Origin of the sequence: Micromonospora sp. WMMA1996 (assembly GCF_002573675.1) — a bacterium.
GTDB classification, from domain to species: Bacteria; Actinomycetota; Actinomycetes; order Mycobacteriales; family Micromonosporaceae; genus Micromonospora; species Micromonospora sediminicola.
In genome coordinates this window covers 371,547-386,845 of sequence record NZ_PDHU01000001.1, presented here as the reverse complement: position 1 = coordinate 386,845, position 15,299 = coordinate 371,547, and the positions used below count along the sequence as shown (strand labels likewise).

The 15,299-nt window shown below is 72.8% G+C and carries 16 protein-coding genes, 1 tRNA gene and 1 other RNA gene; 14 read left to right on the top strand and 4 right to left on the bottom strand.

Annotated elements, in window-relative coordinates; translation table 11 throughout:
- The first annotated feature begins 72 nt into the window (after positions 1-72).
- A complete protein-coding gene (locus tag COO58_RS01880; RefSeq protein ID WP_091584155.1) occupies positions 73-582 on the top strand; it encodes a hypothetical protein in 510 nt (169 codons plus the stop codon).
- Between the two features lie 11 nt (positions 583-593).
- On the opposite strand, the gene COO58_RS01875 is transcribed toward COO58_RS01880, so the two are convergent.
- Positions 594-1,571 (bottom strand): hypothetical protein, encoded by a 978-nt coding sequence (locus COO58_RS01875; protein ID WP_091581553.1) that lies wholly within the window; start codon positions 1,569-1,571, stop codon positions 594-596.
- Between the two features lie 446 nt (positions 1,572-2,017).
- On the opposite strand from COO58_RS01875, the gene pruA reads away from it, so the two are divergent.
- The 9 genes from pruA to COO58_RS01830 all read left to right on the top strand — a co-directional run bounded on the left by pruA (position 2,018) and on the right by COO58_RS01830 (position 9,910).
- Positions 2,018-3,646 (top strand): L-glutamate gamma-semialdehyde dehydrogenase, encoded by a 1,629-nt coding sequence (gene pruA / locus COO58_RS01870; RefSeq protein WP_091581549.1) that lies wholly within the window; start codon positions 2,018-2,020, stop codon positions 3,644-3,646.
- Positions 3,647-3,779: 133 nt separating this feature from the next.
- Positions 3,780-4,295, top strand: a complete 516-nt coding sequence (locus tag COO58_RS01865) for a PadR family transcriptional regulator (protein WP_098743587.1) — start codon at positions 3,780-3,782, stop codon at positions 4,293-4,295.
- 45 nt (positions 4,296-4,340) lie between these two features.
- A complete protein-coding gene (prfB, locus tag COO58_RS01860) occupies positions 4,341-5,462 on the top strand; it encodes a peptide chain release factor 2 (protein WP_098743586.1) in 1,122 nt (373 codons plus the stop codon).
- 118 nt (positions 5,463-5,580) lie between these two features.
- Positions 5,581-6,261 carry a cell division ATP-binding protein FtsE gene (gene ftsE, locus COO58_RS01855; RefSeq protein WP_013284225.1) on the top strand — a complete coding sequence of 227 codons (681 nt, stop codon included), beginning with the start codon at positions 5,581-5,583 and terminating at the stop codon, positions 6,259-6,261.
- Between the two features lie 64 nt (positions 6,262-6,325).
- Entirely contained in the window at positions 6,326-7,201 is an 876-nt protein-coding gene (gene ftsX, locus COO58_RS01850; RefSeq protein WP_098743585.1) for a permease-like cell division protein FtsX, read from the top strand.
- A 130-nt stretch (positions 7,202-7,331) separates the two neighbouring features.
- Positions 7,332-7,811 (top strand): SsrA-binding protein SmpB, encoded by a 480-nt coding sequence (gene smpB, locus COO58_RS01845; RefSeq protein WP_091584152.1) that lies wholly within the window; start codon positions 7,332-7,334, stop codon positions 7,809-7,811.
- Between the two features lie 105 nt (positions 7,812-7,916).
- Positions 7,917-8,292: a transfer-messenger RNA gene (gene ssrA / locus COO58_RS01840) on the top strand.
- Between the two features lie 183 nt (positions 8,293-8,475).
- Positions 8,476-8,877, top strand: coding sequence for a hypothetical protein (locus tag COO58_RS01835; RefSeq protein WP_091581534.1), 402 nt, complete (start codon positions 8,476-8,478; stop codon positions 8,875-8,877).
- 37 nt (positions 8,878-8,914) lie between these two features.
- Positions 8,915-9,910 (top strand): hypothetical protein, encoded by a 996-nt coding sequence (locus COO58_RS01830; protein WP_098743583.1) that lies wholly within the window; start codon positions 8,915-8,917, stop codon positions 9,908-9,910.
- Between the two features lie 2 nt (positions 9,911-9,912).
- Here COO58_RS01830 and mdlC read toward each other — a convergent pair whose 3' ends face one another.
- The gene (mdlC, locus tag COO58_RS01825; protein WP_091581531.1) at positions 9,913-11,508 is read right to left on the bottom strand and encodes a benzoylformate decarboxylase; all 1,596 of its coding nucleotides are present in this window, start codon (positions 11,506-11,508) and stop codon (positions 9,913-9,915) included.
- Between the two features lie 89 nt (positions 11,509-11,597).
- A complete protein-coding gene (locus COO58_RS01820) occupies positions 11,598-12,398 on the bottom strand; it encodes an S-methyl-5'-thioadenosine phosphorylase (RefSeq protein WP_091581529.1) in 801 nt (266 codons plus the stop codon).
- Between the two features lie 149 nt (positions 12,399-12,547).
- Between COO58_RS01820 and COO58_RS01815 the strand changes: the two genes are divergently transcribed.
- Both COO58_RS01815 and COO58_RS01810 read left to right on the top strand, forming a co-directional pair.
- On the top strand, positions 12,548-13,138 hold the full coding sequence (locus tag COO58_RS01815) for a YqgE/AlgH family protein (protein ID WP_091584149.1): 591 nt from the start codon (positions 12,548-12,550) through the stop codon (positions 13,136-13,138).
- A gap of 89 nt (positions 13,139-13,227) precedes the next feature.
- A tRNA-Ala gene (locus COO58_RS01810) sits at positions 13,228-13,300 on the top strand.
- 49 nt (positions 13,301-13,349) lie between these two features.
- Here COO58_RS01810 and COO58_RS01805 read toward each other — a convergent pair.
- Positions 13,350-13,850 carry a DUF1772 domain-containing protein gene (locus COO58_RS01805; RefSeq protein WP_098743582.1) on the bottom strand — a complete coding sequence of 167 codons (501 nt, stop codon included), beginning with the start codon at positions 13,848-13,850 and terminating at the stop codon, positions 13,350-13,352.
- A 71-nt stretch (positions 13,851-13,921) separates the two neighbouring features.
- Between COO58_RS01805 and COO58_RS01800 the strand changes: the two genes are divergently transcribed.
- Together COO58_RS01800 and COO58_RS01795 are read left to right on the top strand one after the other, a co-directional pair.
- A complete protein-coding gene (locus COO58_RS01800) occupies positions 13,922-14,866 on the top strand; it encodes an AraC family transcriptional regulator (protein ID WP_098743580.1) in 945 nt (314 codons plus the stop codon).
- Positions 14,863-15,204 carry a VOC family protein gene (locus COO58_RS01795; RefSeq protein ID WP_091581524.1) on the top strand — a complete coding sequence of 114 codons (342 nt, stop codon included), beginning with the start codon at positions 14,863-14,865 and terminating at the stop codon, positions 15,202-15,204. The genes COO58_RS01800 and COO58_RS01795 overlap by 4 nt, the downstream gene beginning before the upstream one ends.
- Positions 15,205-15,299: the final 95 nt, after the last annotated feature.

Here is a 15,299-nt window from a genome sequence, read left to right as displayed (position 1 = left end):
ACGGCGTACGGCATGATCGGCGCCCGGGGCCGGCGCGCGCCGGCCGGCGGCATGAGTGCGGGGGAGAGACCGGTGACCGACGAGCTTGTCCGGGTGTACCTGCCGGCGACCGTGCCGATGCTCGGCCGGTTGCGGGACGAGGGCCTGTCCGCCGAGGCGGCGCACGCGGTCACCCCGGAGCTGCGTGAGTGGTACGCCGAGGGCGACGAGGAGGAGCTGGAGTACGTCGCCTTCACCCGGGCCGCCCAGGACGCGCTGCTCCTGCTGCGCGCCGACGCCGGCGCACCCCGCCGGCGCGTGGTGGTCTCGGTGGACCTGCCCGCCCGGGCCGTCGGCCGGGCCGGCGGCGAGCTGGGCTCCAGCGTGGTGGGGCTGGCCGGCCCGGTGCCGGTCAGGTCGGTGGCCGCGATCCACGTGGACGGCGCGGAGGCGGTCGAGGACGTGACCGCGGCCGTGGCGGTGGTGACCGAGGCGCAGGCCGGCGACCCCGACGCCCAGTTCACGGTCGACGGCGTCGAGGACCACGAGCTGGAGTGGTACGACGTGACCGAGCTGGACCTGCTGCTGCGCGAGGTCGGCTGAGGCCGGCCGGCTCAGGAGGCCGGCTCGTCCTCCTCCTCGACCGGGCGCGGGCCGAGCGTGCGTCCGAAGACGATGAGCGTGGTCAGCGCGCCCACGAAGAGCACCCAGATGCCGTTGTCGACCCGCGACGTGCCGAGCGCCGTCTGCGCCACCTGGTCGGCCTCGCTGAGCGCGGCGGCCAGGTCGAGCAGCCCTCGCCCGCCGATCCGGATGATCACCTCGGTGAGCAGCAGGAGCAGCCCGGCGCCGGCGCCGGCCACCAGGTACGCCGGCCAGCGCAGCGGTGCCGCCGCGCCGTGCCGACGCTCCGCGCGGCGGCGGGACCAGGCCAGGTAGAGGTAGGCGGCCAGCCCGGCGATCAGCCCGGCGAGCAGCGACTCGGTGCGGGACACCCACTTGGCGGCGTCCAGCACCGACTGCTGGGTCTCGCCGGCGCCGAACAGGTCGGAGAGCGGATCCCGGGCCCGGCTGAACAGCACCACGAAGACCTGCGCGGCGAGCGTGGCGGCGGCGATCGCGGCCACCACCCGGGCGAGCCGCGCCCCGGCCGCCGCGCCGCCGATGATCGCGGCGGCGGCCGTGGTGCCGGCGATCGTGTTGGTGGTGGCGTTGTCCGCGTACGTGAGGTTGATCGCCACCGCGGCGACGAGCCCGACCAGCAGGCCGGTGCCGACGGTGGCCAGGAAGCGCAGGGTGGCGCGGCCCAGCCGGTTGGTGGCGGCCAGCGCGACCGTGGCGCCGGTGACCAGCGCCGCGGTGATCACGCCGGGGAGCGCGTACGCGGAGAGGCTGATCGCGGTGACCCCGGCGGCGGTCGAGGTGATCGCCTCCCGGGTGGACCAGAGCATGGCCGCCAGCCAGGCGATCGAGAGCAGGGCCAGCGGCAGCGCGCCCGGCGCGTACTCGGGTCGCCCGACCGCGGGGGCCACGTCGACGACCTCGGGCTGGTCCGGCTCCGCGGCCGTGGAGCTGCCGGGCTGGTTGCTCATCGTCTCCCTTTCGACGGACGCCGGATCGGCCGCGCCGGGCCGGGCGGGTCACCGGTCATCCAGCGTACGCGGCGCGACGCGCCCTCCCGGACGGGCGGGCCGCGCGCCCGGGCGCATGTCACCCCGGCCGACATGGCGAGCGCCGACGGTGCCGACCGGGGCGCGGGGGCGGGCCGAGGCTGCCGATGAATCGTCGACCGCGCGCGACCTGTGCCGACGTTTCGTCGGTTCCGGGCGGGAATGGACCGACGGTCCGAAGAGGGGGAGTCCGTCCGGTGTTCGGTGCCGCACCCGGGGAGCCCGGGTCGGCGACGGCGCCGCATGAAACAATCGGCCCAGGTCCCGCCGCCGCGACCGGTCCACCACGCGGTGTCCGGCGCCGGCCGCCCGGCCGCGCTCGCGGGGCCGGTTTCGCCACCGCCGTCGAGATCGCACAGGAGCCTGTGATGGACGCCGTGTTCTCCGTACCCGAGCCGCGCAACGAGCCGGTCCACACCTACGAGCCCGGCAGCGCCGACCGGGAGCGGCTCCAGCGGCGGCTGGCCGAGCTGGCCGCCGACCGGATCGAGCTGCCGATGACCATCGCCGGTGAGCAGCGGATGGCCGGCGGTGAGTCGATCGACGTGGTGCAGCCGCACAAGCACGCGCACGTGCTCGGCGTCACCGGTCACGCCACCCACGACGACGCACGGGCCGCGGTCCGGGCCGCCAAGGACGCCGCGCCGATGTGGCGGGCGCTGCCGTTCGAGGAGCGGGCCGCGATCTTCCTGCGCGCCGCCGACCTGCTCGCCGGCCCCTGGCGGGACACGCTCAACGCGGCCACCATGCTCGGCCAGTCCAAGACCGCGGTCCAGGCCGAGATCGACGCCGCCTGCGAGCTGATCGACTTCCTCCGGTTCAACGTCCACTTCGCCCGCCGGCTCCTGGCCGAGCAGCCGATGTCCTCGTCCGGCGTGTGGAACCGGTTCGACCACCGGCCCCTGGAGGGCTTCGTCTACGCGGTCACCCCGTTCAACTTCACCGCGATCGCCGGCAACCTGCCGTCCGCGCCGGCCATGCTCGGCAACACCGTGGTCTGGAAGCCGGGCCCGACCCAGCAGTTCGCCGCGCACTTCACGATGCGCCTGTTCGAGGCCGCCGGCCTGCCGCCCGGCGTGATCAACATGGTCACCGGCCGGGGCGAGGAGGTCTCCGACGTGGTGCTCGCCGACCCGGACCTGGCCGGCATCCACTTCACCGGCTCCACCAAGGTCTTCCAGCACCTGTGGAAGACCGTCGGCGACAACATCGCCCGCTACCGGGGGTACCCGCGCCTGGTCGGCGAGACCGGCGGCAAGGACTTCGTGGTCGCGCACACCAGCGCCGACGTGGAGGCGCTGCACACCGCGCTGATCCGGGGCGCCTACGAGTACCAGGGCCAGAAGTGCTCGGCCGCCTCGCGGGCGTACGTTCCCCGGTCGCTGTGGGAGGGCGGGCTGCGGGACCGGCTCGCCGCCACCGCGGAGTCGCTGACCTACGGCGACGTGACCGACTTCAGCAACTTCGGCGGCGCGGTCATCGACGACAAGGCGTTCGGCCGGCACACCGCCGCGCTGGAGCTGATCAAGGGCGACGACAGCTGCAAGATCCTGGCCGGGGGCACCGCCGACGACTCGGTCGGCTGGTTCGTCCGGCCGACGCTGTTCGAGTGCTCCGACGCCGCGCACGAGACCTTCACCACGGAATACTTCGGCCCGATCCTCGGCGTGCACGTCTTCGACGACGCCCGCTTCGACGACGTGGTCGCCCAGGCCGAGTCGATCGCGCCGTACGCGCTGACCGGGTCGATCTTCGCGAACGACCGCCGGGTGGTCGACCAGGTGGCGGAGAAGATGCGGTACGCGGCGGGCAACTTCTACATCAACGACAAGCCGACCGGCGCGGTGGTCGGGCAGCAGCCGTTCGGCGGCGCCCGGGCCAGCGGCACCAACGACAAGGCGGGTTCCTGGCACAACCTGGTCCGCTGGACGTCGCCGCGGACGATCAAGGAGACCTTCGTCCCGCCGACCGACCACACCTACCCGCACATGGGCTGAGGCGTCCGGAGAGGCCCGTCGGAGACGTGGGCGGGCCTCTTCCTTACCCGACGGTGCACATCGGACCCGCCATCGGGTGGCGAAAACGGCAAATCCTGGACGCCAGAGCCGACAAAGTGGCAGCTTAGAGGGCATGGCGGAATCCGGAGTCAACCCGACGGCGGCGGCCCTGCTGGGCCTGCTGCACGACGGCCCGATGACTGGCGGCCAGTTGATGGCCGCCGCCGAGCGCCGGCTGGCGCCGTACTGGTCGATGACCCGCAGTCAGGTCTACCGGGAGCTTCCCGTGCTGGCCGAGAAGGGTCTGGTGCGGCTCGGCAAGCCCGGGCCGCGGATGAGCCAGCCGTACGCGCTGACGGCGGCCGGGAAACGGACATTCTCCCGCTGGCTGGCGGAGAATCCCGGCAAGGACACCATCCGTAACCCGATAGCGCTACGGATGGCGTTCGGCAACCTGCACTCGGCGAGCCAGCTCAAGAACCTGTACGCCTCGGCGAACGAGTACCACACCGAGGCGCTGGCGGCGGTGCGGGAGCAGGTCAAGAACGCCAAGAAGGAGGGCGACAACTACGACGCCAGCGCGCTGGAGTTCGCGGTCGCCTACCACAGGGCGGCGCTCTCCTGGCTGAAGACCGCGCCGGTCGGCTGACCACCTGCGACAGGTTGACGGGCCCACGCAGTAGTGTTGTCTGTCGTGACCGCTGCCGATTACGCCGAACAGCTCAAGGAACTCGACGCCACGCTGCGCAACATCGAGGCCGTGCTCGACCTCGACAAGCTGCGCGAGCAGAAGGCCCGCCTGGAGCAGGAGGCCTCCGCGCCCGACCTGTGGGACGACCAGGCCAAGGCGCAGCAGGTGACGTCGCAGCTGTCGTACGTCAACGGTGAGATCACCAAGCTGGGCGACCTGCGCTCCCGGCTCGACGACGCCGGGGTGCTGCTGGAGCTGGCCCAGGCCGAGTCCGACCCGGGCGCGCTGACCGAGGTCGAGTCGGAGATCACCGGGCTGAGCAAGGCCATCGAGGAGATGGAGGTCCGCACCCTGCTCTCCGGCGAGTACGACTCCCGGGAGGCGCTGGTCGCCATCCGGGCCGGCGCCGGTGGCGTGGACGCGGCGGACTTCGCCGAGATGCTGCTGCGGATGTACCTGCGCTGGGCGGAGCGCCACGGCTACCCGACGGAGGTCTACGAGACCTCCTACGCCGAGGAGGCGGGCCTGAAGTCCGCCACGTTCACCGTGAAGGTGCCCTACGCCTACGGCACGCTCAGCGTGGAGTCCGGCACCCACCGACTGGTGCGGATCAGCCCGTTCGACAACCAGGGCCGCCGGCAGACCAGCTTTGCCGGCGTCGAGGTGCTGCCGGTGGTGGAGCAGACCGATCACATCGACATCCCCGAGAACGAGACGCGGATCGACGTCTATCGGTCCTCCGGGCCGGGTGGTCAGTCGGTCAACACCACCGACTCGGCGGTCCGGATCACCCACATCCCGACCGGCATCGTGGTCACCTGCCAGAACGAGAAGTCGCAGCTCCAGAACAAGGCGTCCGCGCTGCGGGTGCTCCAGGCCCGGCTGCTGGAGCGCAAGCGGCAGGAGGAGCAGGCCAAGATGGCGGGCCTGAAGACCGACGCCGCCGGCTCGTGGGGCGACCAGATGCGGTCGTACGTCCTGCACCCGTATCAGATGGTGAAGGATCTGCGTACCGAACAGGAGACGGGCAATCCGTCCTCGGTCTTCGACGGCGAGCTGGACAGCTTCATCGAGGCGGGAATCCGCTGGCGGAAGCAGCAGCAGCTCACCGCTGACGGTGCGTGATCACGGTCGGACGCAGCGCGTCATCGATCTCGGTCTGACCGGGTAAATCGATGACGCGCACCGCATCCACGGGGCGGGGGGCTTGGCTCTGCGGTTACACCGCGTAGACTCTCGACCCGTGATTCAGCTTGAGCAAGTGACGAAGACGTACCCGAAGGCGTCCCGGCCTTCGCTCGACAACGTGTCCGTCTCGATCGAGAAGGGCGAGTTCGTCTTCTTCATCGGTCCATCCGGCTCCGGCAAGTCCACCATCATCAAGTTGCTGCTGCACGAGGTCACGCCCAACAAGGGCCGCGTCGTCGTCAACGGCAAGGACGTCACGTCGATGCGTTCCTGGAAGCGACCCCACTTCCGGCGTTCCATCGGCTGTGTCTTCCAGGACTTCCGGCTGCTGCCGAACCGCACCGCGTACGAGAACGTGGCGTTCGCGCTGGAGGTGATCGGCAAGACGAAGGCGGTGGCCCGTCGGGTCGTGCCGGAGGTGCTGGAGCTGGTCGGTCTCGGCGGCAAGGAGCACCGCTACCCGCACGAGCTGTCCGGCGGCGAGCAGCAGCGTGTCGCGGTGGCCCGGGCGTTCGTGAACCGGCCGCTGATCCTGCTGGCCGACGAGCCCACCGGAAACCTGGACCCGGACACCTCGATCGAGATCATGCGCCTCCTGGACCGGATCAACCGCACCGGCACGACCGTCGTGATGGTCACGCACGACTCCAACATCGTGAACCAGATGCGGCGCCGGGTGATCGAGATCGAGAGCGGCCGCATCGTGCGCGACCAGGCCCGCGGCGTCTACGGCTGAGCCGCTGACGATCCGTAGACCCTGACGACGAACACCTCAGCCGGAGAGCCGGAGGAATATCCCGATGCGGATGAAGTACGTCCTGTCCGAGGTACTGGTCGGACTGTGGCGCAACGTCACCATGACGATCGCCATGATCATCACCATGGCGGTGTCGCTGTTCATGCTGGGCGGCAGCGGCCTTCTGTACCAGAAGGTCGGCGACATGAAGGATCTCTACTACGAGAACGTCCAGGTCTCGATCTTCCTGAAGACCGACGTTCAGGAGCAGCAGCGGACCGATCTGGAGACCAAGCTCAAGGCGGACCCGCTGGTCAAGGACGTCACGTACGTCAACAAGGACGAGGCGTACAAGCGCTTCCAGCAGATGTACGCCGACGCGCCCGACCTGGTCAACGCGGTCAAGGCCGACCAGCTGCCGGAGTCGTTCCGGATCACGCTGAACGACCCGCAGCAGTACAAGCAGATCTACGACCAGTACAAGACCGCCGAGGGCATCGACACGATCGTCGACCAGAGCAAGCTGCTGGACAAGGTCTTCGGCGTGCTCACCGGCATCCAGAACGGCGCGCTCGCCCTCGCCATCGTGATGGCCGCCGCCGCCCTGCTGCTGGTCGCGAACACCATCCAGGTGGCCGCGTACAGCAAGCGGCGTGAGGTCGCGGTCATGAAGCTGGTCGGCGCGTCCAACTGGTTCATCCAGGCGCCGTTCGTGCTGGAGGCGGTGGTGGCCGGCCTGATCGGCTCCATCCTCGGCCTGCTCGCGCTGATCGGCGTGAAGACGCTGGCGGCCGGCAGTTCGATGGCCGCGCTGGAGGGGCTGATCACCCCGATCTCCTGGTCCGAGATCTTCCTGACCTTCCCGCTGATGGCCGCCGTCGGTGGCCTGGTCAGCGCGATCACCGCCTGGGTCACGCTCCGCTTCTACCTGCGGGTCTAGGTACCGGTACGGCTCTCCAGGGCCCTCCCGCGCCGGAATAAACGGCGCGGGAGGGCCCTTGTGGTTCCGGTAGCATGATCTCCGCTCGCCGGCCGGTGGCCGGGAGTCGATCAGGAAGGGGGTGGCGCCGATGCCACGGGAAAAGGGTCGCAAGGTGGTCGCCTCCAACAAGAAGGCGCGGCACGACTACGCCATCCTCGACACCTACGAGGCGGGCATGGCGTTGACCGGCACCGAGGTCAAGTCGCTGCGCGCCGGGCGGGCGTCGCTGGTCGACGCGTTCGCCCAGGAGAGCGGCGGCGAGCTCTACCTGCACGGCATGCACATCCCGGAGTACACCCAGGGCACCTGGACCAACCACGAGCCCCGGCGCACCCGCAAGCTGCTGCTCAACCGGCTGGAAATCGACCGGCTGATCGGCAAGACGCGGGAGGGCGGGCTGACCGTCGTGCCGTTGCAGGTCTACTTCTCGGACGGCTGGGCCAAGGTCGAGATCGCCCTGGCCAAGGGCAAGAAGTCGTACGACAAGCGGCAGGACCTCGCCAAGCGGGACGCCGACCGGGAGATCCGGCGCGTCGCGGGTCGGCGCGGCAAGGGCATGAACGACTGATTTGTCGGCTTTGTCCCGGCCGGCGCGCCCGGGCCGGGGCTCGGGATGAAACCCGTTGCGGCAGGCGTTAGGCTTGTCAGTGCCACCAGCACGGTGGCCTGTCGAGGGGGTGACTGGTTTCGACTTCGTACGCAGCGACAGGGGAAGCGAGCCGAGGAAGCCGACGTCGTCTCGAGAATCGGTCGTCGGAAACCAATAAGCGCCAAGAACAATCGCGCTGACTTCGCTCTCGCCGCCTGAGGCGAGTAGCAAGTCTGTCGGCCTGGGAGCGCCTTCGACCCAGTTAGCCGGCATCAGCTAGAAGGCTGGCCAATCGGACCCGGTCGCGGGGTCCGTGCGGCGAGATCAATCAGCGACTGGGCCCGTCACACCAACTTGCTCGCGTGAGCGGTGGGGCCGAGTAGAGGCACAGCGAGCTGCGCTCGGAGAAGCCCTGACAAACCGGCGAAGGACCCGGGTTCGATTCCCGGCACCTCCACCACCTTGACCTGTGCGCCCCGGTCCTCCCGGACCGGGGCGCACAGTCGTCTCCGCCCCCCGGGCTGGTGCCGGTGGGGTCCCTGGGTCGGATGAGGCGAATGAGGCGTCGCCGGCGGCTGGACAGGACGGCCGGCCGGGTTCACCATCGCGGTATGCGATAGCACCGCAGGCCGGGAGGTGCCCCATGGTCACCAGTCCGATCCAGCAGCCGACCACCGTGCTCGGCCGGGCGTTGGCGGCGAGCGGGGAGCCCCGCTGGCGGGAGCGGTTGATCGTCCATCTCGGTCCGGTCCGGCAGGGCTTCACCGAGCACGTCCGGATCACCGAGGGCCCGGCCGGTCGCTACGCCGACCTGCTGCGCACCGCGCCCCGGCTGCACCGGGGCGTACGTCTGCTGGTGGACGAGCACGCCGCGATCGTCGCGGCGCTGGCCGCGCTCCAGCACGCCGTCGGGTCGTCCGCCGTCTCCGCCGAGGAGGTGCGGGAGCAGGCCGGCAACCTGCTCCGCGCGCTCGACCGGCACCGGCGGCGCGGCGCGGACCTGCTCTGGGAGGCCTACCAGGCGGACCTGGGCGGTGGGGACTGACCGGGAACCGGCCGGGAGGCGGCGTCGTCCAATCCGCATGCGCCGATCGTTCGCCCTGCTCGGGCTGCCGATGCTGGTCCTCGCCGGGTGCGCCACGCCCGGCTCCGGTCCGGGCGGCACCACGACCGCCGACCCGGGCGTGACGACGTCCGCCGTGCGGAACCAGCACCCCGCGTTCGACCAGCGGGCGCGGGAGGCGGCGGCGCGCTGGCGCCCCGACCCGAGGTGGCGCACCGGGTACGTCCCGCTCCAGGACGCCACCGTCCTCGTCGGCGACCCGGGCTTCACCGCGGAGACGGAGCTGGCGTTCGCCTCCGGCTGGTACCGGGACCAGATTCCCATGCCGACCGCCGTCCCGCCGGACGCCTCGATCCGCTTCCCCGACGGCGAGCTGCGGGTGCCGCTGGTCAGCGCGGCCGACGCGTACGCCCAGCTGGACCAGGGCGATCCGCCGCCGTGCGACGGCCGACCGCGCGAGCCGCAGCCGGGCAAGCCCGGCTGGCCGGAGCCCGGTGGCCCGACCGCCGAGCCGGGCCCGGACGACCCGGTGTCGACCACCGCGCCGACCCCGTGCGTGCCGCTCACCGTGACCGCGGTCCGCCTGGGCAGCGCGCCGGCGTGGACCAGCCGGGGCGCGGCCGACGTGCCCGCCTGGCTGTTCACGGTGGAGGAGCTGGCCGTACCCGTCGCCCGGCTCGCGGTCGCGCCCCACGCGGTCGGCACCGTCGGCGGCGGCGCGGCGGACACCCTGCCGTTGCCGGCCGGCCTCGTCGCGGCCCAGGAGCTGCGGGCGGTGGACGGGAACCGCCTCGACTACGTGGTCGGCGTCGGCGCCTGCGACGGCGCGCCCACCCCGCTGGTGCGGGAGGGCCCGGACGCGGTGGTGGTCGGCGGCTCCGTGGTCCCCGCCACCGGGGTCTGCACCATGCAGCTCGTGCAGAAGCCGGTGAGCGTCACGCTCGCCGCGCCGCTGGGCGGCCGGGCCGTGCTGGACGTCGGCACCGGCGCCCCACTGGTCGCGCGGCCCGGCTGAGGTCACAGGATCCGGGGCACCTCGGTGCTGATCGGCACCGGCAGCACCGTGGGGCGGTCGGCGGCGAGCGCGGCGGACAGCGCCGGGCCGAGCGCGTCCAGCGACGTCACCACCTCGGCGGCGCAGCCGTAGCCGCGCGCCACCGCCGTCACGTCCAGCCCGGGCAGGTCCAGCGCCGGCACGCCCGGGGTGTGCTTCAGCTCGGCGAACGCCTTGAGGATCGCGTACTGCTGGTTCACCGGGACCACCACGGCCAGCGGCAGGCGCAGCCGCGCGGCGGTCCAGAGCGCCTGCACCGAGTAGTGCACCGAGCCGTCGCCGACCACCGCCACCACCGGGCGGCCGCGCCCGGTGTCCCGCTCCGCGAGCGCGAGGCCCACCGCGGCCGGCAGCCCGAACCCGAGGCCGCCGCTGGCCATGGTGAAGTACGAGCGGGGCCGGTCGACCCGCAGCCGCCGGCGCAACGCGGCCAGGTTGGACGGTGACTCCTGCACCAGCACCCCGTCCGCCGGCCAGGCCGCGGCCAGGGCCGCGAACAGCGCGTCGGCGGTGGGCGGCTCGCCCGGCTCCGGCGGGGCGGGCTGTTCCCGGGGCGGCGGCGCGGGCCGGCCGACCGGCGGCAGCACCTCGATCAGCGCCGTCATGGTCAGGCCGGGATCGCCGAGCAGGCTGTCCCCGACCGGGGCCCGGGCCGCCTCGTCGGGGTCGTCGGTGACGTGCAGCAGCCGGGCGTCGCCGGGCAGGTAGTCGCCGGGCACGTGCGGGTAGTAGCGGAACACCGGAGCGCCGACCACCAGCACCGTGTCGTGGCCGCGCAGCGCCTCCGACAGCGGCCCGATCGCGTACGGGAGCACGCCCCGGAAGTGCGGGTGGCGCTCGGGGAAGACGGCCCGCTCCGGTGCCGGGGCGGCCCACACCGGGGCGGCCAGCCGCTCGGCCAGCGCGACGGCGGCCGGCCAGGCGTCGGCCCGGTCCACGGCCGCGCCGAGCACCAGCACCGGGGCGCGGGCGTCGGCCAGCGCGTCGGCGAAGCCGCGCAGCCGGTCCGGGTCCGGCGCGATGCGGGTGGCGACGGTCCGCACCTGCGGCGGCGGGTCGGCGGTCCGGTCCCAGTCATCCATCGGCAGGGAGAGGAAGACCGGTCCGGCGGGCGGCTGCACCGCCGAGGCGTACGCCCGCATGAAGGCCGCGGGGACGTCCTGGGCGCGGGCCGGCTCGTGGGCCCACTTGACGTACGGCTGGGCCAGCTCGACCGCCCGGGGGCTGGCCAGCCGGGGTTCGATCAGCAGCATCTCCCGGGTCTGCTGGCCCGCGCTGACGATCAGCGGCGTCCGGTTGTGCCAGGCGGTCACCAGGTTGCCCATGCCGTTGCCGGTGCCCGGCGCGGTGTGCAGGTTGACGTGGGCGGGCCGGCCGGTGCCCTGGGCATAGCCGTCGGCCATGGCGACCGCCGACGCCTCCTGGAGCGCGTGCACGTAGTGAAAGTCGGCGGGGAAGTCCTGGAGGAACGGCTCCTCGGTCGAGCCGGGGTTGCCGAAGACGGTGGTCAGGCCGAGCGCGCGCAGCAGGTCGTAGGTCGCCTCGCGCACCGTCGCCATCGCCGGCTGCCTCCGTCCCGGGCCGGGCCGCCTCCCGACCCACCGAATCTAGCGGGCGGAAGCCGACTTTTCGGGCGCTTCGCCGGGGCTCAGGGCAGCGGGAACGGCAGCGTGATCCCGTCCAGCGCGTCGCCGCACGGGCATTCCCGCTCGGTCGGCAGCGCGGCGACGGCGTCCAGCAGCAGCCCGCGCAGCCGGTCGGTGTTCTCCGCGAAGACCCGGAACACCTCCTCCTGGGTGACCGACTCGCCCGCCTCGACGCCCGCGTCCAGGTCGGTGACCAGCGCGATCGACGTGTAGCAGAGGGCCAGCTCGCGGGCGAGCACCGCCTCCGGGTGGCCGGTCATGTTCACCACCGTGCCGCCGATCGAGGCGAACCAGCGCGACTCCGCCCGGGTCGAGAAGCGCGGGCCCTCGACCACCACCACCGTCCCGCCGTCCACCGCCGGCACGCCCCGACCGGCCGCCGCGTCCAGCAGCGTCCGCCGCCCGGCCGGGCAGTACGGGTCGGCGAACGACACGTGCACCGCGCCCCGGTCGTAGTAGGTCTGCGCCCGTCCGCTGGTGCGGTCGACGAGCTGGTCCGGCACCACGAACGTGCCCGGCCCCAACTCCGGCCGGAGGCCGCCGACCGCGCACGGCGCCAACACCTGGCGTACGCCAAGGGAACGCAACGCCCAGAGGTTGGCCCGGTAGGGGATCCGGTGCGGCGGGTGCCGGTGGTCGCGCCCGTGCCGGGGGAGGAACGCCACCCGGCGACCGCCCACCTCGGCCACCGTGATCGGGTCCGACGGCGCGCCGTACGGGGTGTCCACCACGTGCTCCACCCCGTCCAGCAGGGCGTAGAGACCCGACCCGCCGATCACCGCCAGTTCGGCCTCCGCCGTCATCCGGCCCTCCCTCGATCCGTCGCGATCACCCGCCGGTCAGACCTTAGCCAGCGGGCGGGGCGCAGGCTATGGTGCGTGACATGGCGTTGACAGCGTGGACGGTCGACGGCGTCGGTCCCGCGCGGGCGCACGGCTGACGGGTGTCGGACATGCAGGGTGAGGGGCAGGCGATCGGTGGCCGAGCCATGGAGTCGATGACCGGACGGCTGCTGGTCGCGACACCCGTGCTCAAGGATCCGAACTTCGACCGCACCGTCGTGCTGCTGGTCGCCCACGAGCCCGGCGGCGCCCTCGGCGTGGTGCTCAACCGGGCCACCGAAGTTCCGGTGGCCGACGTGCTGGGCGACTGGAGCGACCTGGCGCGGGAGCCGGCGGTGCTCTTCGAGGGCGGCCCGGTCCAGCCCGACTCGGCCATCTGCCTGGCCCGGATGCGCCACCCGGTCAAGCCGGTCAAGGGCTTCCACCGGGTCTCCGGCGCGGTCGGCACCATCGACCTCTCGGTCGACCCGGCGAAGCTGCGGGACGCCGTCGGCGGGATCCGGGTGTTCGCCGGCTATTCCGGCTGGGGCGCCGGGCAGTTGGAGCGCGAGATCGAGGAGGGGTCGTGGTTCGTGCTCGACGCGCTCCCCGGCGACGCCTTCGTCGACCGCCCGGACGATCTCTGGCCGATGGTGCTGCGACGGCAGGGCGGCATGATGGCCGCGGTGGCCCACTTCCCGCCCGACGTGGCGCTGAACTGACCGGGCCGGGGTGACCCCCCGCGAGATGACCATGCCGAACGGCGTGTGTATAGTTCTTCCCGTGCCCGGGCGACCGGGGACGACCGCAAGGGGCCGTGGCGCAGCTGGTAGCGCACCACACTGGCAGTGTGGGGGTCAGGGGTTCGAGTCCCCTCGGCTCCACCCGAGCGGAAAACGCCCTGGTGAGTATTTCTCACCAGGGCGTTTCGCGTCAGTCGGCGGCACGGCCGGTGAGCACCAGGGCCCAGCTGAACGCCGCGAACCCGCCCGTGCTCGCCAACGCGCGGATCACGTTCCCGGTGACCCAGGTGGCCTCGAAGCGCGCCCGTACGGCACCGGGGTCGCCGAGCCGGTCCGCCGGTCCGGCCGCCGCCAGCGCGTCGTTCAACGGGACGTTGACGGCGACCGTGATGCCGACCGCCACCAGGTAGAGGACGAGCCCGGCGATGATCCACGGCAGTGTCGGGCGGGCCGTGCCCCGCCAGGCCAGCACCACCGCCAGCGCGGCGAGCAGCGGCGTGCCGAGGAACGCCAGCAGGAACCAGCCGTTGACGATGGTCACGTTGATCCGCTGCATCGCGTCCACGAACGTGCGGTCGTCCGCGCCCCGCAGCGCCGGCATCACGGCGTAGGCGAACGCGGCGAAGAGCCCGGCCATCAGCCCGGCCCCGATGGTGGCCCCGACCAGCGTCAGGTGCGCTACGAGTCTCATGTGCCCAGTCAATCGCCGTCCGGTGAGACGGCACATGGCCAGGACGCGCGAATCTGTGTGTAATCGTCTTCGTGGACGCCGTTGCCGGACTGCTCGACGGCCCCCGGGCCCGGGGCGCCTTCCTGCTCCGTTCGATCCTCACGCCGCCCTGGTCGATGCTGGTCCGGGACGAGGCGCCGCTCACCGTGGTCGCGGTGGTCCGTGGTGACGCCTGGATCGCGCCGGAGCAGGCCGAGACCGCGCGGCTCGGCGCCGGGGACGTGGCGATCGTGCGCGGCCCCGGTCCCTATCTCGTCGCCGACGACCCGGCCACGCCGCCCCAGGTGGTGATCCTCCCGGGGCAGCGCTGCACCACGCCGGACGGGCGCGAGCTGTTCGGGACGACCGGGCTCGGCGTCCGCACCTGGGGCAACGGCCCGGACGGCCCGACGATGCTGCTCACCGGCACGTACGCGGTGCAGGGAGCGGTCGGCCGGCGGCTGTCGGACGCGCTGCCCCCGCTGGCGGTCGTCCCGCGTGACTCCTGGGACACACCGCTGGTCCCGCTGCTGGCCGCCGAGATCGTGAAGGACGAGCCGGGCCAGGCGGCGGTGCTGGACCGCCTGCTCGACCTGCTGCTCATCGCCGCGCTGCGGGAGTGGTTCGCCCGGCCGGGCGCGGCGGCACCCGCCTGGTACCGGGCACACGCCGATCCGGTGGTCGGCCGGGCCCTGCGGGCGCTGCACCACGACCCCGCCCGACCGTGGACCGTGGCGGCGCTGGCCACCGAGGCCGGGATCTCCCGGGCGGTCCTGGCCCGGCGGTTCACCGCGCTGGTCGGCGAGCCGCCCATGTCGTACCTCACCGGGTGGCGGCTGGCGCTCGCGGCCGACCTGCTCCGCGAGCCGGGCGCCACCGTCGGGGCGGTGGCCCGCCGGGTCGGCTACGGCAGTTCCTTCGCGCTGAGCGCCGCGTTCAAGCGCCGGTACGGCGTGAGCCCTCGCCGGCACGTGGACGCGCCTACCATGGCCGGATGACGGTCGACCTGTTCGCCGGCGTCCCGGTCCGCGACCGCGCGGTGGCCACCGCCTGGTACGACCGGCTGCTCGGCGGTCCGCCGGCGTTCCTGCCGAACGACACCGAGGCGGTCTGGGAACTCGCCGAGCACCGCTACCTCTACGTCGACGTGCGGCCGGAGCACGCCGGGCACGCCATGCACACCGTCTTCGTCGACGACCTCGACGCCCGCCTGGCCGGGATCGCGGCCCGCGGACTGGCGCCGGCCGACGAGGAGACCTACGACAACGGCGTCCGCAAGGTCGTCTTCCGGGACCCGGACGGCAACGAGATCGGTTTCGGCGGGGGGCCGGCCTGACCGACCTGCCGGGCGGGTGTGAGCTGCCCGACAGGGCCCCGGTTCATCCGGCGGTCGGTGGGTCGCCCCGCCGTGCCCGCGGCGGTACCGTCTCC